Genomic DNA, 19,303 nt, shown 5'->3' on the forward strand with positions numbered 1-19,303 from the left:
ACCATGGTCCGAGAGTTCAAACTGCCGGACGTCGGCGAGGGCGTCGCCGAGGGCGAGATCGTCAGCTGGCTGGTCGAGGAGGGCGACCCGGTCACCGAGGACCAGGCGGTCGCCGAGGTCGAGACCGACAAGGCCATCGTCGAGGTCCCCTCGCCGGTGAACGGGACGGTCCGCGAGATCCTCGCCGAGGAGGGCGAGGTCGTCGAGGTCGGTTCGGTCATCATCACCTTCGACGTCGAGGGCGAGGAGGCTGAACCTGCCGACGAGCCGACCGAATCGGCCGAGAGCGAGCAGCCGACCGAGTCGCAGACCGAGACCGCCAACCAGGCCACGACCCAGGGCGACGCGACCGAGGCCGACGCCGCGGAGGCCTCGACCGGCGAGGGCCGGGTGTTCGCCGCGCCGAGCGCCCGCCGGCTGGCCCGCGAGCTCGGCGTCGACATCGCGTCGGTCGAGGGCTCGGGCCCCAGCGGCCGCGTGACCGAGGCCGACGTGCGGCGGGCGGCCGAGTCGTCCGGCGAGAGCGACGAAGGGACGGGCGGCCCCGAACCGATGGACGGCTCGGGCAGCACCGGCGGCCCCGCGTCCACGGACGCGGTCGCCGAGCGCGGCGAGGCGCTCGCCGAGGCCGAGGAGCCGGCCGGCGACGTCGCGGCGACCCGCGAGCAGGGCGCCCAGCCGACCACCGAGGACTTCTCGGGCGCCGTCGAGTCGGCCGACCGCGACCGGACGCTGGCCGCGCCCGCGACCCGGCGGCTCGCCGAGGAGCAGGGCGTCGACCTGAACGCGGTGCCCGCGACCGAGCAGCGCGACGGCGAGGCGTTCGTCACCAGCGAGGCCGTGATGGAGTACGCCGAGGCCCAGCGGCAGGCCCAGCAGGCCCAGGCCGAGACCGCCGCCGCGACCGACGCCGGCGAGCGAGTCGAGCGCGTCCAGTACAAGGGCGTGCGCAAGACCATCGGCGACGCGATGTCGCGGTCGAAGTACACCGCGCCCCACGTCACCCACCACGACACCGCGGTCGTCGACGACCTGGTCGAGACCCGCGAGCGGCTCAAGCCCGAGGCCGAGGAGCGGGGCATCCGGCTGACCTACATGCCGTTCGTCATCAAGGCCGCGGTGGCGGCGCTCAAGCAGCACCCCAAGCTGAACGCCGAACTCGACGAGGAGGCCGGCGAGATCCTCCGGAAGAACTACTACAACGTCGGGGTGGCGGCCGCGACCGACGCCGGGCTGATGGTGCCGGTCGTCGAGGACGTCGACCGGAAGGGCCTGCTCCAGATCTCCAGCGAGGTCAACGAGCTGGTCCAGAAGGCCCGCGACCGCTCGATCTCCCGCGAGGAGCTCCGGGGCTCGACGTTCAGCGTCACCAACTTCGGCGCGGTCGGCGGCGAGTACGCCACGCCCATCCTCAACTACCCCGAGGCGGCCATCCTCGGCATCGGCAAGCTCGAGCAGCGCCCCGTGGTGGAGGAGAGCGAGGCGCCGAGCGCCTCGGACAGTGCGAGCGGCGGAGCCGCGAGCACCGGCGAGGTCGTGGCCCGGTACACCCTGCCGCTGTCGCTGACCATCGACCACCGCATCGTGGACGGCGCCGACGCCGCGGCGTTCACCAACACGTTCATCGAGTACGTCGAGAACCCCGAGCTCCTGCTGCTGGAGTAGGGTTCCCGGCGCACGAGGCGGCTCTCGTTCCCGTCCTTCTCGCGTTTCGCTCGTCGCTCTCCGGTAGTCGCCGCACCGCCGGCGGCTCCCCCGCCGGCGCGGTCCGTAAACTGCTATAGGTGTCCTTCCATACTGGCAAATATGGCCGAAGTCACGCTCCGCGACGTCGAGGCCGCCCGGGCGGCGTTCGACGACGCGGTGGTCCAGCAGACCGGAATCGACCGGAGTCGGTCGCTGAGCGAACTCACCGGCGCCGAGGTCCACCTCAAGATGGAGCACCTCCAGCGCACGGGGTCGTTCAAGACCCGGGGCGCGTTCAACAAGCTCCGGCAGCTCGACGAGCGCGGCGACGTCGACCGGGTCGTGGCCGCCAGCGCCGGCAACCACGCCCAGGGCGTCGCGCTGGCCGCGACGAACGTCGGCATCGACTCGACCATCGTGATGCCCGAGAACGCGCCCCAGGCGAAGGTCGAGGCCACCCGCGAGTACGGCGCGGACGTCGAACTGCGCGGCGAGGACTTCCGGGCCGCGATGGAGTACGCCGAGTCGCTGACCGAGGACGCGGGCACCGAGTTCGTTCACGCCTACGACGACCCGGCAATCGTCGCAGGCCAGGGCACCATCGGGATCGAGATCCACGAGCAGCTCCCGGCGGTCGACACCGTGGTCGTCCCCATCGGCGGCGGCGGGCTGATCGGAGGTATCAGCGCCGCACTGGCCGAACTCGACCCCGACGTCCGGGTGGTCGGCGTCCAGGCCGAGCGAGCCGCGACAGTGCCCGAGAGCCTGGAGAAGGGGCTGCCGACGACCGTCGACTCCCCGGAGACCATCGCGGACGGCATCGCCACGGGGAGCATCTCGGAGCTGACGCTCGGGCTCATCGAGGCCCACGTCGACGAGGTGGTGACGGTCTCGGACGACGAGATCGCTCGCGCCGAGCTGCTGCTGCTGGAGCGGGCCAAGCAGCTGGTCGAGGCGGCGGGCGCCGCCTCGGTCGCGGCGGTGCTCTCGGACGACCTCGACGTGGCCGGCGAGACGGTGGTCCCGGTGCTGTCGGGCGGCAACATCGACATCTCGATGCTCCAGACCGTGCTCACCCAGGCGCTGACCGAGCGGAGCCAGCTGCTCCGACTTCGGGTCCGCATCGACGACCAGCCCGGCGAGATGACGACGCTGTCGGGCATCATCGCCGACACCGGCGCCAACATCCGGACGGTCCGCCACGACCGGGCGGTCGACGACCTGCGCGTCGGCGAGGCGTACCTCGTGTTCCAGGTCGTGACCAGCGGCCGGGGCCACGCCGAGAAGATCATCGCCGAGGTCCGGGACGCCGGCTACGAGGTCGAGCGGGTGGCGTAGCCGCTGCGAGCTGTCGGGCGAGAGACCTGACGGTGGCGTTCGCGTAACCCGCCGACCCCGACGCCGTCGGGCGACACCTGTGTCCGCGAGCGCTTACGGCGGTGCCCCGAATACGTCCGGACGAGAAGCGGCGCGCGTCGGCCCGTTCCGCGTTCGATCCGGCGACGCGCTGCGAACGATCACCCATGGTACACGACAAAGCAGCTTTCGCCGACGACGTCGACTTCGACGAATCGCTCGACGACCTCCCGACCGACGCCGAACTCGAGGAGACCGTCGCGAACCTCGAGGACCGCGGCTTCGAGGTCGTCGTGGTCGACACCGCCGAGGACGCGCTCGCCGAGATCACGGACCAGATTCCCGCGGGCGCGTCGGTCATGAACGGCCACTCGACCACGCTGGAGGAGATCGGCTTCGACGACTACCTCGCGGAGGGCGACCACGACTGGGAGAACCTCCACGCCGAGGTGTTCGCCATCGACGACGACGCCGAGCGCGCTCGCGCGCGGCGAGAGGCCCAGACCGCCGACTACTTCCTCGGCGGCGTCAACGCCATCGCGCAGTCGGGCGAGCTCGTGGCGGCCGACGCCTCGGGCAGCCGAGTCGGCGCCTACCCCTTCGCGGCCGAGAACCTGCTGCTGGTCAGCGGGACCAACAAGGTGGTCGCGGACCTCGACGCCGCGCTCGACCGCGTCGAGAACGTCGCCTACCCCCTGGAGGACGCTCGCGCCCAGGAGGTCTACGGCGTCGGCAGCGCCGTCGCCAAGCAGCTCATCTACAGGTACGAGAACGACGAGGGCCGGACGACCGTCGTGCTCATCCGCGACGAGTTCGGCTTCTGAGGCCCCGACACCCTCCGTTTCCCGCACCACGCTCCGTTTTCCCCGTTTCGCGTTCTGTCCGATTCCCCCTTCCTCACGTCCTGCCCGATTCCTCTTTCTCCACGTCCTGTCCGACGCTCCGCGACGCCCGGTTTCTATCGGTAAGCTAATCAATAAGTCGTCCTCGCGCGTGGCATCCCCGTATGGACTTCGGACTCACCCAGTCCCAGCGAGCGCTCCGCGAGGACGTCCGCGAGTTCGTCGACGCGGAGATCCGGCCCCGCGCTATCGAACTCGACCGCGGCGAGGAGTACCCCGGCGACGTCCTGTCGGAGCTCGGCGACCGGGGGTACGCCGGCATCACGCTCCCGGAGACGTACGGCGGCCGCGGCGAGGGACTGGTCGAACTCGCGATCCTCACCGAGGAGCTCGCGGCGGGGATGATGACCGTCGCCAGCGCGCTCGCGCTCAACCTCGGGGTCGCGACGATCATCGAGCGGTTCGGCACCGAGGCCCAGCGGGAGCGGTACCTGCCCGGGATGGCGCGCTACGAGACCGTGGGCGCGCTCGGCCTGAGCGAGGCGAACGCCGGCGCGAACAAGCTGGAGATGGAGACGTCGGCCGAAAGACGGGGCGACGAGTGGGTCATCGACGGCCACAAGCAGTGGGTGACCAACTTCGAGCGCGCCGACGTCGTCCTCACCTACGCCAAGACCGGCCCCGACGGGGACGCGCCGCACAACATCAGCGCGTTCCTCGTTCCGGCCGAGGCGTTCGAGGTCGAGGAGGTGTGGGAGACGCTGGGCGCGCGCAACGTGAAGTCGCCGCGGGTGCGCCTCGACGGGGTCCGGGTCCCCGACGAGAACATGGTCGGCGAGGAGGGCGAGGGGTACGTCCAGCGCGGCGAGGTCCACACCGGCGTCAACGTCCCGGCCCGCGGGGTCGGCATCGCCCGGGCCGCGCTGGAGGACACCGCGGCCTACACCAGCGACCGCGAGCAGTTCGACCGGCCTATCGGCGACTTCCAGGGCGTCCGCTGGGACGTCGCGAAGATGGCCGAGCGGGCCGACGCCGCCCGCCTGCTCACCCTTCGGGCCGCCGACCGCGCCGACCGGGGCGAGGACCCGACCCGCGAGATGGCGATGGCGAAGGTCCGCGCCACCGAGGCCGCCGTCGAGAACGCCAACGACGCGATGCAGCTCCACGGCGGGAAGGGGTACACCACCGAGCACCACGTCGAGCGCTACCTCCGGGACGCCCGGCTGCTGACCATCGCCGGCGGGCCGAACGAGCTCCACAGGAACAACTTGGCGGATGCGGTGTACGCGGCGTTCGAGTGAGACTCCGCGGTCGTCGAGCGAAACGTTACCACGCGGAGCTCGCCGCAAAATCCACCTGATTTTTCACCCGCAAGCCCGTCGTACTGACCATATGGTCGTCGGAGACATCTCGACCGGGACGGACGTGCTCGTAATCGGCGCGGGACCGGGCGGCTACGTCGCCGCCATCCGCGCGGGCCAGCTCGACCTCGACGTGACGCTGGTCGAGAAGGACGCCTACGGCGGGACCTGCCTCAACTACGGCTGCATCCCGTCGAAGGCGATGATCACGGCGTCGGACCTCGCCCACGAGGCGGGCCACGCCGAGGAGATGGGCATCTACGCCGACCCCGAGGTCGAGATGGGCGAGATGGTCGGCTGGAAGGACGGCGTGGTCGACCAGCTCACCGGCGGCGTCGAGAAGCTCTGCAAGGCCAACGGCGTCGAGCTGATGGAGGGCCGCGCGGAGTTCGCCGACGAGAACAAGGCCCGGATCGTCCACGGCGGCGAGGGCCAGGGCTCCGAGACCGTCGAGTTCGAGCACGCCATCGTCTCGACCGGAAGCCGCCCCATCGAGATCCCCGGCTTCTCGTTCGACGACGACCCGGTGCTCGACTCCCGGCAGGCCCTGGCGCTGGAGGAGGTCCCCGAGAGCCTGGTCATCGTGGGCGCGGGCTACATCGGGATGGAGCTGGCGGGCGTGTTCGCCAAGCTCGGCACTGACGTGACCGTCGTCGAGATGCTCGACTCCGTGCTGCCGGGCTACGAGGACGACCTCGCCCGCCCGGTCAAGAAGAAGGCCGAGGAGCTCGGCATCGACTTCCACTTCGGCGAGGCCGCCAGCGACTGGGAGGAGTCGGGCGACGGCATCACCGTCCGGACCGAGAACGAGGACGGCGAGGTCTCGGAGTTCGGCGCCGAGAAGGTCATGGTCGCGGTGGGCCGCGAGCCGGTCACCGACACGCTCGGGCTCGAGAACACCGGCGTCGAGCCCGACGAGAACGGGTTCGTCCCCACCGACGACCGCGCCCGGACCGAGGTCGACCACATCTACGCCATCGGCGACGTGGCGGGCGAACCCATGCTCGCCCACAAGGCCAGCAAGGAGGGCCAGGTCGCCGCGGAGGTCATCGCGGGCGAGCCGTCGGCGCTCGACTACCAGGCGGTCCCCGCCGCCGTGTTCACCGACCCCGAGATCGGGACGGTGGGCCTGACCGAGTCGGAGGCCGAGGCCGAGGGGTTCGAGCCGGCCGTCGGCCAGTTCCCGTTCAACGCCTCGGGCCGGGCGCTGACCACGGGCCACGCCGACGGCTTCGTCCGCGTCGTGGCCGACGAGCCCAGCGGCTTCCTGCTGGGCGCCCAGATCGTCGGCCCGGAGGCCTCCGAGCTCATCGCGGAACTCGGGCTGGCCATCGAGATGGGCGCGACCCTGGAGGACGTCGCGGCCACCATCCACACCCACCCGACGCTCTCGGAGGCCGTGATGGAGGCCGCCGAGAACGCGCTGGGCCACGCCATCCACACGCTGAACCGCTGAGCCCGCCTCGCCATTCAGGACAGTCGGTCGGCGGAGACCAGACAGTAACCCGACTCCTTTTCCGAGTGCTGCCCGTGAAACTCCGACTGTATACAGAGCGTGTGTTTACCGCTGTCCTCTGTCTGAGACCGTCGTTCTCGTTCATCTGGTAGGGAATTCTTACATAAACATAAGATAAAAAACTTAATGTTTCTGGAGTGCAGTATTTCAGGCGGAGGTTTGGTAAAATGTCACAAGACGGTTCGTCATCGCAAAGCAACGTTACATCAGTGATCGCAGCTGCGACGTCGTTAGCGGCCATTGTCGCTGGCATGGTCGCTGTGGCCGGCATCACCGCCCTGGGTGCGCAGGCCGAGGTTCTGACCGATTGATCGCGGAGTCGCCCGACGCCGCGCAGCACGCGGCGCCGGGACTCACCGCGATCGAGATCGCCGGCGAGGCGGCTGCCCCCGGCCGGAATATCGTCGGCCTGAAGATGGACAACGGCTTCGACGGTTCGATGTCGCTGCCGCCACTGTATTTTGTCCGTCGCGGCATCAATAGCGTGGACTGAACGCTTCCTGCCCCGAGTGTTGGCCTCCCAGTCGATCACCCAGTCGCCGTTCTCACCTCCGTCGGCTTGGAGCCGCTGTCCCGTCTACAAACCCGGTCGTTGCACCACTTGGTTCGGTGTAGCTCGTCTCACTTACTACTGCTACTGCCACTGCGTACTGACCGGACTTGGCGGTTTATCTCTGCACGTTCCTCCGGACGACCGAACCCTACTACCAACCGCCGCTCGTCCCCTGCCAGGGTGGCAAACGGAGAGAAGTCCGGCGCCCCGACTCAGGACAGCCGGTCCGCCAGGTCGCGGAAGTCCTCGACGACGAGGTCGGGGTCCTGCCCCAGCTCCTCGCGGGGCGCGTCCTGCGCCGGCCGCGAGAGCCACGCCGTCCGCATGCCGGCGTGCTTCGCGCCCCAGACGTCGCGCAGGCCCCCGCCGGAGACGTGGAGGATGCGGTCGATGGGCTCTCCGACCACGGCGGCCGCGTGGCGGTAGATCGCCGGATCGGGCTTGTACACCTCAATGTCGTCGGCGCTGATGGCGTCGGCGACGACGTGCTCCAACTCCGCGGCCGCGAGCAGGTGGTCGAGCATCTCCGGGTCCCCGTTCGAGAGCACGTACACCTCGTACCCCGACGCGGCGATGCGGCCGATTCCCTCGGTCACGTCCTCGTAGACGGTGAGCCGGTCCTCGTACACCGTCCTGCGGATGTCGTCGCGGACGTCGGCGGCGACGTCGTACCCCTCCGCTTCGAGCGCGTAGCGGAGCCCCTGCCCGATCAGCTCCCAGAACGGCCGGTACTCGTCGATGTCGTTGGCCACCATCGAGTACTCGATGTACTTGTCCCGCCAGCGCCGCGACACCGCCTCGGCGTCGTCGGCGCCCATGGCGTCGACGCGTTCTTCGAGCGCCGCCGCCTGCGACCCGACGTCGACCAGCGTGGTGTAGGAGTCGACGGTGACGGCCGCGACCGCTTCCGGATCCATGCGCCTCTCTACGTCGGGGTCCGTGGTAAGCGTTCGGCGTGCCCGGGGACCCCGTCGGGCCGACGTGCGCAAAGACTATGGTTAATGGTAACGAATATCACGGCATGTCCCGGCCCAGAACCGGCGGCCTCTCCCCGTTCGAGCGACTCCGGTCGCGCTGGGAGGACGAGGACCTGGTCTGCCCGGAGTGCGGCTACGACGACGCCGAGGGCAGGTGGCTCGCCGCCACCGCGGGAGACCGCGTCCAGTACCGCCACCTCTGTCCGAGCTGCGGTCACGTCCGGCGCCGGACGTTCCGGCTCGACGGCGAGTGACGGCCGAGAGCGACTGCCCGCTCGCTGCGGACGCGTCGCGGCCCCGTCGCGCGAGCACTGCGGTCCGGTCGCCCGCCGAGGGCCGCCCGGCGCGTTCGCGACCGCGACCCCTCGGTTTCGAGTGGCCGACCGGACAGATTTATGTTGTGACAGTCGCTCCCCCGGACGTATGGGACTGTCCGGCTCCGAGGAGTCCGCGGAGAACGACCACGGCTGGGAGGTCGTCGAGAACATCGACGTCGACGAGCCCAGCGCCGCCGCGAAGAACACCATCTACCGCTGGGTCGACACCGAGGCCGGCGTGGTGCTGTACTACTTCTCGGGCGCCGAGAAGGGCGGTCTGACCGCGGTCCCGCTCCGCGAGACCGACCTGGCGTCCGACGGGGACTGACGACCCCTCCGTCTCGGGTCCGCGACCGCCGCGGCGGGTGACTTTTCTTCGGGTCCGGTCGGGCTGACGTGCGCGCTTACTTATTTCAATCTGGCCATCTAGAGCGGTGCTATGGGTTTCGATTCGGATCGACGACACTTCCTCGCGGCGGTCGCGGGGGTGACCGGGGGGTTCGCCGGGTGCGCGGGGGCCGGCGGGCCGCGGAGCGACCGGGACGGGAGGCGAGACGACGGCGCGACGGCCGGCCAGGAGACGACTCCGGGCGGCGACCTGCCCGAGTCGGTCGGCCTGGAGACGCTGGCGACGGGGTTCGAGCTCCCGCTCGGCGTGGCGTTCGCGCCCGACGCCGACCGCCGCTACGTCGCCGACCAGCCGGGCCGGGTGTTCGTCCACGGACCCGACGGCCTGCGCGACCGGCCGTTCCTCGACCTGCGCGACACCGTGGTCGTCGGCAAGGAGACCGGGCTGCTCGGCCTGGCGCTCCACCCCGACTTCGCGGAGAACCGCCGGGTGTTCGTCCGGTACAGCGCGCCGCCGCGGGAGGACGCGCCCGCCGGGACGAACCACACCTTCGTGCTCTCGGAGTTCGAGGCGAACGACGACGGCACGCGGATCGACCCCGACTCCGAGCGAGCCCTGCTCGAGTTCCCGGAGCCCCAGCCCAATCACAACGCCGGGTCCGTCGTCTTCGGCCCGTACGGGTACCTCTTCGTCGGTATCGGCGACGGCGGCGGGGCCGGCGACAAGGACGGTCACGCCGACGACTGGTACGACGCCGTCGAGGGAGGGAACGGCCAGGACGTCACCGAGAACCTGCTCGGCAGCGTGCTGCGCATCGACGTCGACAATCGGGAGAACGGCAAGGCGTACGCGATTCCCGACGGCAACCCGTTCGCGGACGGCGGCCCGGGACTGCCCGAACACTACGCGTGGGGGTTCCGGAACCCCTGGCGGATGGCGTTCGACCGCGGGCGGCTCTTCGTGGCCGACGTGGGCCAGAACGCCTTCGAGGAGGTGAACCTGGTCGAGCGCGGCGGCAACTACGGCTGGAACGTCAGGGAGGGCACCCACTGCTTCAAGGCCGAGAGCTGTCCGGACAGCACGCCGGAGAGCGTCCGCGGCGGCGAACCGCTGCTGGACCCCGTCATCGAGTACCCCCACTACGGCGACGGCGTCACCGGAATCTCGGTCATCGGCGGGAACGTCTACCGAGGGTCTGCGCTGCCGGGCCTGGCCGGCGCCTACGTCTTCGCCGACCTGGCGGCCGAGGGGCAACTGCTGGCCGCGACGCCGGTCGACGAGGGGCTCTGGCCCATCGGCGTCGTGAACGTGGCCGGCGACGACGCCGCGAAGCTCGGCCAGGTCTACTCGTTCGGCCGCGACGCCGACGGCGAACTCTACGTCCTCGGGAGCGGCGACGAGGGGGCCGGTCTCCACCGCATCGTCCCCGCCGAGTGAGCAACGCACCGTCCCCGCCGAGTGAACCCGGCCGGCCTCGCGCCGACCGGCCCGCGGGACTTTACCCCGCGAGTGTCGATACAGAGACATGGTCGGACTGCCGGACGAGCGCGAGCGCCTCGCCTGGTGGGCGTTCACCCTGCTGGTCGCCGGCGTGTTCGCGTTCACCCTCTGGGCGTTCGTCGGGACCGTCGTGCTCGGCGTGTTCATCTACTACGGGACCCGCCCGCTCTACCGGCGGCTCCGGACCGAGTTCACGTCGGACCACGCCGCCGACCTGACGCTGCTCATCGTGCTCGTCCCGGTGTTCGCGCTGGTCGGGTACACCGTCCTCGTGGGGCTCGACCAGTTGGGTCGGCTGACCGAGAGCTATCCGTCGGTGTTCCGCGGCGCGCTCTCGAGTTCGCCCGAGCAGGCGACCGGAGCGATCACGAACGCCACCGGCGCGCTCGGCTCCGGGTCCGGGGCCGGCGGGATGGGCGAGGCGCTCTCGACGGCTGTCGGGGTACTGGGCGCGCTGACCGGCGGACTGGCCCACCTCGTGCTCGCCTTCCTGCTGGCGTTCACGCTGCTGCGCGAGGACGGCCGCATCGCGGCGTGGTTCACCGACCAGTTCGCCCCCGAGGGGTCGGCGGCCTACGCCTACGCGGTGTCCGTGGACGAGGACCTCCACACGGTGTACGTCGGCAACGTCCTGACGGTGTTCGCGGTCATCGTGCTCGGCCTCCTGGTGTACAACGGCCTCGACGCGCTGGCGGCCGAGTTCGGCGCGGTCGGGGTCCCGGTGCCGACGCTGCTGGCGCTGCTGACCGGGCTGGCGACGCTCGTCCCCCTCGTCGTGGGCAAGATCGTCTACGTCCCGGTCGGGCTCTACCTCGCCTACGAGTCCGCCACCGGTCCCGGCCCGCTCTGGTTCCCGGCGGCGTTCTTCGCGCTCTGCTTCCTGCTGCTCGACCTGCTGCCGGTCGCGGTGCTGCGGCCCTACATCGCCGGCCGGAGCATCCACGGCGGGCTGATGATCTTCGCCTACATCGGCGGCACGATGCTGTTCGGCTGGTACGGCCTGTTCCTCGGCCCGCTGCTGGTCGTCGTGGGGGTCCACCTCGCCCGCATCGTGCTCCCCGCGCTGGTCCACGGCGACGCCGTCACCGGCGAGGTGCTGACCGCCGAGTCGCTCGGGGCCGACCCCTCGTCGATCGTCGAGAGCCCCGCGACCGACGGGCCGGACGCCGACGGCCCGGCCGAGGACCCGACCGCCGACGAGCGGACGACCGACGGAGGGAAGGCCGAGGGGCCCGAACCCGGCCACGAGACCGATGGGTGAGGACGCCGAGCGGGACGACGGCGGAGACGCGTTCCGGGCGCCGGCGGGCCGCGGCCGGGCCGCCTTCGAGATCCGGGGCTCGGAGTTCGTCGGCCACCTCGCGCCCGCGGCCGACCGCGAGGCCGCCGAGGCGTTCGTCGCCGAGGTCCGGAGCGAGCACGCCGACGCGACCCACAACGTGCCGGCCTACCGGGTCCGGGAGTCGGGCGACCCCGCCGCCGGCCGCGGGTCCGCCGGGGGACTGCTCAGGGAGTACAGCGACGACGACGGCGAGCCCTCCGGGTCGGCGGGCAAGCCCGCGCTCAACGTGCTCCAGCAGGAGGACGTCGAGAACGTCGTCGCGGTCGTGACCCGGTACTACGGCGGGACGAAGCTGGGCGTCGGCGGCCTGGCCCGGGCCTACTCACGGGGGGTCAAGGCGGCGCTCGACGACGCCGGCGTGGTCGCGCGGCGCCCCCGCGAGCGGTTCTCGGTCGCGGTCGACTACGACGACTCGGGGACGGTCCGGGGCATCCTGGAGAGCGCGGGCGGCGAGGCCGGCGTGGAGTTCGAGGCCGACTACGCAGAGCGGGTGACGTTCGCGGTCCGGACGCCGGTCGAGGACGCCCCCGGGGTGCGCGACCGCATCCGCAGCGCCACGAGCGGACGGGCCGACATCGACGCCGACGCGGAGTGACCGACTGGCGGTTCCGTTCGCTACCCGCCCAGCGGTACGCCGCCGAAGACGGCTTCCCGACACACAAAACATATCGCCGGGAACGCCGAACGACTAGCAAATGAGCGACGCCCCCAGCGCCGAGGGAGTCGACGACGTCGACGAGTCCAACGCCACCGCGGCCGACGACGCCGACGCCACCGACGCCGCCGAGCTCGTCGACCTCGACTTCGGCGAGACCGGTCGCATCCCCGCGGTCGCACAGGACGCCGACACCGGCGAGGTGCTGATGCTCGCGTACGTCACGCGCGAGGCCGTCGAGGAGACCCGCGAGACCGGGCTGGCCCACTACTACTCCCGGAGCCGCGAGGAGCTGTGGCGGAAGGGCGCGACCAGCGGCCACGTCCAGCGCGTCCGGGAGGTCCGGGTCGACTGCGACGGCGACGCGCTGCTCTACCTGGTCGACCAGGAGGGCGGCGCGTGTCACACCGGCTACGAGTCGTGCTTCCACCGGACGCTCGACGGCGAGGTCGTCGGCGAGCAGGTCTTCGACCCCGAGGACGTCTACGAGTAGTCCCGCGACAGCACAGCGCCACCGCCACGCCCCGAACACGACCCCACCACGACCGCCACCAACGATGAGCGACACACAGCCAGCGACCGAGACCGACCTGCCCGCGGCGCTCGCGGAGGCCGACGCGGCCTACCGCGAGGTCGACGAGCGCATCGCCGAGTACGGCGAGGAGACCGTGGAGTCGCTCGCCGACGCCTACGACGAGGCCACGAGCCTCCTCGACCGCTACGAGGGCCAGGCGACCGGCACCGGCCGCGAGAACTTCAAGAACTTCATCCAGTTCCAGGAGCAGTTCGGCACCCTCGTCGAGGGCCTGCCCGACGACCTGCCGGAGCGCGACGCCTTCGAGGCCGCGAACGATCGGTTCGACAAGCGCCGGCTCAGCGACGACGACTTCGCGGCCGCCCGCGACCGCCTCGGAGCCGCGAGCGACATCGCCGGCCTGCTCGACGAGCGCCGCGAGGCGCTGGCCGAGTACCGCGAGGTCCGGCGGGACGTCGAGCGCGCGCTCGCGGACCTCCGGGAGGAGATCGCCGACCGCGAGCGACTGGTCGAACTCGACGCGGCCGACCTCGACGCGCCGGTCGAGGAGCTACGGGACCCCATCGAGACCTACAACGAGGCCGTCGGCGAGGCGTTCGCCGCGTTCAAGGCCGAGGCGAGCGCCCGGGAGCTGCTCGACTTCGTGGCCGCGACCGACGACTACCCGCTGGTCGGGTTCCCCGACCCGCCCGAGAGCCTCCGGTCGTACGTCGAGACGAGCGAGCCCGGGACCGAACCCGTCGCCGACCTGCTGGAGTACGCCCGCTACTCGAACTCCAAGCTCGACCACTACGTCGACGACCCCGCCGCGCTGAAGCGCGCGGTCGCGACCAACGAGACCTACCTCGAACGACTCGACGCCGGGCCCCTCCGGCTGGAGTGGCCGCCCCGGCCCGCGTCGGAGCTCCGCTGGCGGCTCGACGAGCTGGTGTCGGTCGTCGGCCGGTTCGCGCCCGAGGACGTCGTGGCGACGCTCCGGGACGTCCAGTCGGTCGTCCGCGACCGGGAGCGGTTCGAGCGCCTCCGGACGTCGGCGGAGGCCCGGACCGAGCTCTCGGCGGCCGAGCGCGAGAAGGTCGCCAGCGGCGCGGTCGAGGACGAACTGGCCGACCTCCGGGAGCGGGCCGGGCGGCTGGAGGACGCGCTGGCGGAGCATCCCGAGCGGTAGCGAGGCGGAGCGCGAGGCTGACTGCGCGAGGCTGACTGCGCGAGGCGGACCGCAACGCGCTCAGACCGCCGGCCGCCGGTAGGCGTCGCGGAGCCGGGCGGCGACGTGGCCGGTGAGACAGCCCAGCACCCCGGCGATCGGGACGCTCACGACGACCAGGCTTCCGACCTGCAGGGCGGTGAGCAGGGCGTAGTCGATCTTGTACCGGAGCACGCTCGTGGGCAGGACGAGCCAGTTGTAGCAGATCAGGACGCCCAGCGAGAGCACCACCCCGAGCACCGCCGACGCGGCCCCGTCGACGAACTCGTTCTCGTAGGAGTCGCTGCGCCAGCCCGCGACCAGCCCGCCGGCCGCGAACGAGACGGTCGCCGGCAACAGCGAGAAGAAGGGGAAGACCACCGCGAAGACGACCGCCTGACAGAGCGCACCCAGGTAGACGGCTTTCCTGTCCATGAGCCGACATTCACCCACCCCGGTTAAATAAATTCCCCCCGGGCGGACACGGGATTCGAACAGGCTGGCCGGCCGGACACCGCGGCGCGCCCTACGCGTCGGCCTTCGCGGTCAGGAGCTGGCCCTCCAGCTCCGCGGCCAGCTCCTCTGCGCGGTCGGCCTCGCGGGCCTCGGCGTAGATGCGGACCATCGGCTCGGTGCCGCTGGGCCGGGCCAGCACCCAGGCGTCGCCGTAGTCGATGCGGTAGCCGTCGAGGGTCGTGGTGTCGGCCTCGGACTCGGCGGCCGCGCGCTCGGCCGCGGCCAGCAGCGCCTCGCGCTCGGCGTCGTCGTCGTACCCGATGTTGATCCGGACGTTGTGGTAGCCGTCGTAGGGCGCGACCACCTCGCTGGCCGGCCGGTCGGCGACGAGTTCGAGGAACTTCGCGGCGGTGTAGGCGCCGTCGCGGGCCAGCCGGTAGTCGGGGAAGAAGATGCCGCCGTTGCCCTCGCCCGCGACGGGGACGTGCCGGTCCTGGCGGCGGAGCTCCCGGATGCGGGTGATGATGTTGGTCGACCCGATGGGGGTGAGCTCGAGGTAGGCGTCGCAGTCGTCGGCCACGTCGACCAGCCGCTGGGAGACGTTGACCGCCGAGACCACCGCGTCGCCGGGCTCGAGCTCCGCGGCCGCCAGCGCCGCCAGGGTGGCGTCGCCCTCGACGTACTCGCCGGTCTCGTCGTAGAAGATGGCGCGGTCGGCGTCGCCGTCGTGGGCGATGCCGACGTCGGCGTCGGTGGCCGCCACCAGCCGGCCGAGGTCGCCGAGGTTCTCGGGGACGGGCTCGGGGTCCCGTCCGGGGAAGTGGCCGTCGGCCTGGCTGTTGGCGGTGACGACCCGGCAGCCCAGCCGCCGGAAGAACTCGGGGCTGGTGAGCGAGCCCGCGCCGTGGCCGGGGTCGAGCGCGACCGTGAGGTCGGCGTCCGCGATCCGCTCGCGGTCGACCGACGCGAGCAGTTCGTCGACGTATGCCCGGCGCGCGCCCTCGACCCGCCGGCTCTCGCCGGTCCGGCTCCACGTCACCGACTCGAACTTCTCGGCCAGGAACTTCTGCTCGATGCGCTCTAAGGCCTCGACCGTGAGCTCGACGCCGTCGTCGCCGATCAGCTTGACGCCGTTGTACTCCGGCGGGTTGTGCGAGGCGGTGATCATCACGACCGGGATCTCCTCGCGCTCGGCGTACGCCTGCGCCCCCGGCGTCGGGACGACGCCCAGTCGGTCGACGTCCGCCCCGACGCTGGCCAGCCCGCTGGCGGCGGCGTCGGCGAGCATCCCGCCCGTGGCGCGGGTGTCCCGGGCGACCCCCACCCGGTCGGCCCGCCACGCCGTCCCCGCGGCCTTCGCGACCTTCAGCGCGAACTCGGGGGTCAGCTCCTCGTTGGCGACCCCCCGAGTCCCGCTCGACCCGAACACTTTCATGCCTCAGGGTCAGGATTCCCGGGCAAAAGTTATTCCGGAGCGCGGCGGCCCGAGCCAGCGATTCACAGCCGACCGGCGCCGACCCGGGGCCGCGCGCTTCACACTGTCGGCTGTGCTCCCTCGAACGAGAATCGTGCAGAATGCGGCCTGAGACGCTGAAACCGTATTCGAGAGGGACGGGATTCGCGTCCGTACGCCGACAGTATCAATCCGAACGTTTTCACTGCCGGGCGACCCTCGTTCGGACATGGGCATCAGCATCGACGAGAAGCGGGTCTACGACGCCAGCGAGGGGCCGACGCCGGTGTTCGTCGCCGGCGAGTTCGGCGTCGCCCGCGTGTACACCTCCGACGACCTGGTGGGCGAGTTCGGCCTCGCCCGCGACTGCTCGGCCCGCGACGCCGCGGGCCGGGACGGCCGGCTCGCGGTCGCGACCGACGAGGACGTGCTGGTCGGCGCGTGGGACGCCGCCGACGGGGCCGAGGGCGTCCCGGAGACCGACTTCGAGGCGCTGGGCCTCGGCCCGGCCGCGGCGGTCGGGTTCGCCCCGGACGGCCGCCTCCTGGCCGCCCGCGACGACGGGACCGTCGTCCGCGGTGAACCGGGCGACTGGACCGGGGCCGGCGACTGGACCGCGGTCGGCGACCTCGACGACGTGCGGGCCATCGACGGCGACTTCGTCGCGGCCGGATCGGGGGTCTACCGGGTCGCCGACTCGGGCCTGACCCACGTCGGCCTCGACGACGCCCGGGACGTGGCCGCCGCCGGGGTCCCGCTGGCCGCGACCGGCGCGGGGCTGTTCCGGCTCGGCAACGGCTGGCTGAGCGAGCGCGGCGGCGCGTTCCGCGCGGTCTGCGCCGCGGACGGTCCGGCGGGCTCCGACGCCGACCGTCCGGCGCTCCCCGAAGCGCACGCCGCCGGCGAGGACGGCCTGTTCGCCCGTGAGGGCGGCGGTGAGCGGACCGACAGTTCGCGAGCCTCGACGGACGACGCGTCCGACGGCGAGTGGCGCGAAGTCGACCTGCCGGTCGCGGACGAGGTGGCGGCGCTGGCCCGCGGCGCGGACGGCGCCTACGCGGTCACCGAAGACGGGACCTTCCTGCTGTCGGTCGGCGACGGCTGGAACCACCAGGTCCTCGGCCTCCGGGGCGCGCGGGCGGTCGCCGCGCCCTGGTAGGCCGGCCCGTCGCGACGGGGGAACCGCCGGGCTCGTTACCGGGTGGCGGTGACGAGCAGCACGAACCCGAGGCCGACCGCGACCAGGGCGCCGACCCACATCACCGCGGCCGCGAGGCTCGCGTCGACGGCGCCGCGGGTCGCCACCGAGACGACGACCAGCAGCATCGCCAGCGAGGCGAACAGCCCGAACACCAGCGGGACGGCTCTCGACACGACCGCGACTCCGCAGGCCCGGTCGATAAACCTTCGTCCCCCGGCTCTCCGGGCCGGCCGCGCGGACCCGGATCGGTCCGTTCCGCGTCCGGCGAGCGCCGATTGAAAACCGATTTACCCGGCGACGTCCACCCCTCCCACATGATCGTCAGCGGGTCAGCCTCGCAGGTCCTGGCGGCCGAACTCGCGGCCGCGCTCGGCGAACCCCTCGCCGACGTCGAGTACGACCGCTTCCCGGACGGCGAACTGCTGGCGGCCGCGCCCGGGGTCGCCGACGCCGACCCCGACCGGGTCGCGGTCGTCGCCTCCACGGTCTCGTCGGACGCCCACCTCGAACTGCTCCAGCTGCAGGACGCCGCCCGCGAGTGGGGCGCCGACGAGGTCGTGACCGTCCTGCCGTACATGGGCTACGCCCGCCAGGACGAGGCCTTCGAGGCGGGCCACCCGGTCTCGGCCCGCGCGGTCGCCCGCGCCGTCTCCGCCGGCACCGACCGCGTGCTCACGGTCAACCCCCACGAGGACGCCGTCTGCGACTTCTTCGACGTCCCCGCCGAGCCCGTGGACGCCGCCGGGCGACTCGCCGACCCGCTGCCCGCCGACCTCGCGGACCCGGTCTTCCTCTCGCCCGACGAGGGCGCGCTCGACATCGCCGAATCAGTTCGAGACGCTTACGGTGGCGGCGCGGTCGACTACTTCGAGAAGACCCGCCACTCCGGCACAGCGGTCGAACTCACCCCGAGCGACGCCGACGTGTCGGGTCGCGACGTGGTCGTGACCGACGACATCATCGCCACCGGCTCGACCATGTCGGGCGCGGTCGAGATCCTGGCCGAGCGGGGCGCCGCCCGGGTGTTCGTCACCTGCGTCCACCCGATGCTGGCCGCCGACGCCTTCACGAAGCTCTCGCGGGCGGGCGTCGAGGCCATCTACGGGACCGACACGGTCGAGCGCCCGGTCAGCGAGGTGTCGGTCGCGCCCGTGCTCGCCGAGAAGTTGTAACGGCGGTTAAACGGCAGTCGCAGGACAGCGGAGCCCCGGTCGGGGATGGGGAAACGGCAGACTCGCTACTGATTCGACGGCGAACAGGCGGCGCCGTCTCCGCGTCAGCGCCGGTTGCGCACGACGACCACCGGGACGTCGGTGCGCTCCGTGATGCGCTCGTAGGTCGGTCCGAGGAACTGCTCTGCGCGGTGTAGTCCCTCCGTCTCCCCGATGACGACGACGTTGTGGCGGCTCGCCCGCTCGATGATCGCTGCCTCCGGGTCGGGCGCGACTTCCACGGTGACTTCGAGGTCGCTCTCGGTGAACCCGCGGTCGAGCAGCAGCTGTTTCACGCCGGCGAGCATCTCGCGTGCGTTCTCGACGTCGCTCTCGTCGGCCGCGACGTGGAACAGCTCCAGCGCGAACACCGTCTCCAGGTCGAACGCGTCGAGGAACTCCACGATTCGCTCGGCGTTCCGCTCGTCGCGCAGCGGGACGAGGATGTTGTTCCACAGCGTGATCCGGCTCGGAATGACGACTGCGTCGGCGTCGGACTCCTCGGCGATCCGGCTCTCGAGGGCGGTCATGTGCTCGCCCGGCGGGCCGAAGTGCAACTGGACGTCCGTCGACGCACCGGCGCGACTGAACTGGGCCGCCAGCTCGTAGAGCTCGGCCTGCGCTTCGACCTCGTGTTCCTCCCGGACGACCGCCGGGTCCGCTCCCTCGGGCGTCTTCCAGTAGCCGAACAACACGATGTCGAACCCGGTTAGCCCCTGCACGTTCGTGTCCGTCAGGGCGTCCTCCTGGGGAAAGATCACGGGAATCAGGAGCGACATCCGGCTCATGGGGTGTCCCTTGCTTGCC

At 71.5% G+C, this 19,303-nt stretch carries 21 protein-coding genes; 16 read left to right on the forward strand and 5 right to left on the reverse strand.

The features are described 5' to 3' along the window. Positions 1-3: 3 nt before the first annotated feature. The 7 genes from ACQUQF_RS18330 (at position 4) to ACQUQF_RS18360 (ending at position 7,254) form a co-directional block, all read left to right on the forward strand. Complete coding sequence (locus tag ACQUQF_RS18330; RefSeq protein WP_435180576.1) at positions 4-1,665, forward strand: 2-oxo acid dehydrogenase subunit E2; 1,662 nt, start codon at positions 4-6, stop codon at positions 1,663-1,665. A 141-nt stretch (positions 1,666-1,806) separates the two neighbouring features. Beyond that, positions 1,807-3,024, forward strand: coding sequence for a threonine ammonia-lyase (ilvA, locus tag ACQUQF_RS18335; protein WP_435180577.1), 1,218 nt, complete (start codon positions 1,807-1,809; stop codon positions 3,022-3,024). A 185-nt stretch (positions 3,025-3,209) separates the two neighbouring features. After that, the gene (locus ACQUQF_RS18340) at positions 3,210-3,866 is read left to right on the forward strand and encodes a lactate utilization protein (protein WP_435180578.1); all 657 of its coding nucleotides are present in this window, start codon (positions 3,210-3,212) and stop codon (positions 3,864-3,866) included. Positions 3,867-4,048: 182 nt separating this feature from the next. After that, a complete protein-coding gene (locus ACQUQF_RS18345) occupies positions 4,049-5,185 on the forward strand; it encodes an acyl-CoA dehydrogenase family protein (protein ID WP_435180579.1) in 1,137 nt (378 codons plus the stop codon). Between the two features lie 91 nt (positions 5,186-5,276). After that, positions 5,277-6,701, forward strand: coding sequence for a dihydrolipoyl dehydrogenase (lpdA, locus tag ACQUQF_RS18350; protein WP_435180580.1), 1,425 nt, complete (start codon positions 5,277-5,279; stop codon positions 6,699-6,701). 227 nt (positions 6,702-6,928) lie between these two features. Then, positions 6,929-7,072 carry a hypothetical protein gene (locus ACQUQF_RS18355; protein ID WP_435180581.1) on the forward strand — a complete coding sequence of 48 codons (144 nt, stop codon included), beginning with the start codon at positions 6,929-6,931 and terminating at the stop codon, positions 7,070-7,072. Continuing rightward, the gene (locus ACQUQF_RS18360) at positions 7,069-7,254 is read left to right on the forward strand and encodes a hypothetical protein (RefSeq protein WP_435180582.1); all 186 of its coding nucleotides are present in this window, start codon (positions 7,069-7,071) and stop codon (positions 7,252-7,254) included. Before ACQUQF_RS18355 ends, ACQUQF_RS18360 begins: the two co-directional genes overlap by 4 nt. Before the next feature lie 272 nt (positions 7,255-7,526). Here ACQUQF_RS18360 and ACQUQF_RS18365 read toward each other — a convergent pair whose 3' ends face one another. Then, positions 7,527-8,231, reverse strand: coding sequence for a haloacid dehalogenase type II (locus tag ACQUQF_RS18365; RefSeq protein WP_435180583.1), 705 nt, complete (start codon positions 8,229-8,231; stop codon positions 7,527-7,529). Positions 8,232-8,335: 104 nt separating this feature from the next. Between ACQUQF_RS18365 and ACQUQF_RS18370 the strand changes: the two genes are divergently transcribed. The 7 genes from ACQUQF_RS18370 (at position 8,336) to ACQUQF_RS18400 (ending at position 14,157) form a co-directional block, all read left to right on the forward strand. Continuing rightward, positions 8,336-8,545 carry an HVO_0649 family zinc finger protein gene (locus ACQUQF_RS18370; RefSeq protein WP_435180584.1) on the forward strand — a complete coding sequence of 70 codons (210 nt, stop codon included), beginning with the start codon at positions 8,336-8,338 and terminating at the stop codon, positions 8,543-8,545. Positions 8,546-8,714: 169 nt separating this feature from the next. Continuing rightward, positions 8,715-8,936 carry a hypothetical protein gene (locus ACQUQF_RS18375; RefSeq protein ID WP_435180585.1) on the forward strand — a complete coding sequence of 74 codons (222 nt, stop codon included), beginning with the start codon at positions 8,715-8,717 and terminating at the stop codon, positions 8,934-8,936. Between the two features lie 111 nt (positions 8,937-9,047). Continuing rightward, a complete protein-coding gene (locus ACQUQF_RS18380; RefSeq protein WP_435180586.1) occupies positions 9,048-10,394 on the forward strand; it encodes a PQQ-dependent sugar dehydrogenase in 1,347 nt (448 codons plus the stop codon). Positions 10,395-10,482: 88 nt separating this feature from the next. Beyond that, positions 10,483-11,718, forward strand: a complete 1,236-nt coding sequence (locus ACQUQF_RS18385; RefSeq protein WP_435180587.1) for an AI-2E family transporter — start codon at positions 10,483-10,485, stop codon at positions 11,716-11,718. Continuing rightward, entirely contained in the window at positions 11,711-12,394 is a 684-nt protein-coding gene (locus ACQUQF_RS18390) for an IMPACT family protein (RefSeq protein ID WP_435180588.1), read from the forward strand. The genes ACQUQF_RS18385 and ACQUQF_RS18390 overlap by 8 nt, the downstream gene beginning before the upstream one ends. A gap of 100 nt (positions 12,395-12,494) precedes the next feature. Next, positions 12,495-12,947: a phosphoribosyl-AMP cyclohydrolase gene (hisI, locus tag ACQUQF_RS18395; protein ID WP_435180589.1), complete on the forward strand. Its 453-nt coding sequence runs from the start codon at positions 12,495-12,497 to the stop codon at positions 12,945-12,947. A gap of 64 nt (positions 12,948-13,011) precedes the next feature. Continuing rightward, positions 13,012-14,157 (forward strand): DUF7118 family protein, encoded by a 1,146-nt coding sequence (locus tag ACQUQF_RS18400; RefSeq protein ID WP_435180590.1) that lies wholly within the window; start codon positions 13,012-13,014, stop codon positions 14,155-14,157. A 60-nt stretch (positions 14,158-14,217) separates the two neighbouring features. Here the strand turns inward: ACQUQF_RS18400 and ACQUQF_RS18405 are convergent, their stop codons facing one another. Both ACQUQF_RS18405 and glmM read right to left on the reverse strand, forming a co-directional pair. Next, the gene (locus tag ACQUQF_RS18405; protein ID WP_435180591.1) at positions 14,218-14,610 is read right to left on the reverse strand and encodes a hypothetical protein; all 393 of its coding nucleotides are present in this window, start codon (positions 14,608-14,610) and stop codon (positions 14,218-14,220) included. A 91-nt stretch (positions 14,611-14,701) separates the two neighbouring features. Beyond that, complete coding sequence (gene glmM / locus ACQUQF_RS18410; protein WP_435180592.1) at positions 14,702-16,066, reverse strand: phosphoglucosamine mutase; 1,365 nt, start codon at positions 16,064-16,066, stop codon at positions 14,702-14,704. A gap of 247 nt (positions 16,067-16,313) precedes the next feature. Between glmM and ACQUQF_RS18415 the strand changes: the two genes are divergently transcribed. Next, complete coding sequence (locus ACQUQF_RS18415) at positions 16,314-17,243, forward strand: HVO_0234 family beta-propeller protein (RefSeq protein ID WP_435180593.1); 930 nt, start codon at positions 16,314-16,316, stop codon at positions 17,241-17,243. Positions 17,244-17,278: 35 nt separating this feature from the next. Here the strand turns inward: ACQUQF_RS18415 and ACQUQF_RS18420 are convergent, their stop codons facing one another. Further along, a complete protein-coding gene (locus tag ACQUQF_RS18420) occupies positions 17,279-17,458 on the reverse strand; it encodes a hypothetical protein (protein WP_435180594.1) in 180 nt (59 codons plus the stop codon). Positions 17,459-17,599: 141 nt separating this feature from the next. Here ACQUQF_RS18420 and ACQUQF_RS18425 point away from each other — a divergent pair, with 141 nt between their 5' ends. Beyond that, positions 17,600-18,457, forward strand: coding sequence for a ribose-phosphate diphosphokinase (locus ACQUQF_RS18425; protein ID WP_435180595.1), 858 nt, complete (start codon positions 17,600-17,602; stop codon positions 18,455-18,457). A 104-nt stretch (positions 18,458-18,561) separates the two neighbouring features. Here ACQUQF_RS18425 and ACQUQF_RS18430 read toward each other — a convergent pair whose 3' ends face one another. Further along, complete coding sequence (locus tag ACQUQF_RS18430; protein ID WP_435180596.1) at positions 18,562-19,284, reverse strand: universal stress protein; 723 nt, start codon at positions 19,282-19,284, stop codon at positions 18,562-18,564. Positions 19,285-19,303: the final 19 nt, after the last annotated feature.

It is taken from the genome of Halorussus sp. AFM4 (assembly GCF_051194995.1).
In the GTDB taxonomy this organism is placed as follows: Archaea; Halobacteriota; Halobacteria; order Halobacteriales; family Haladaptataceae; genus Halorussus.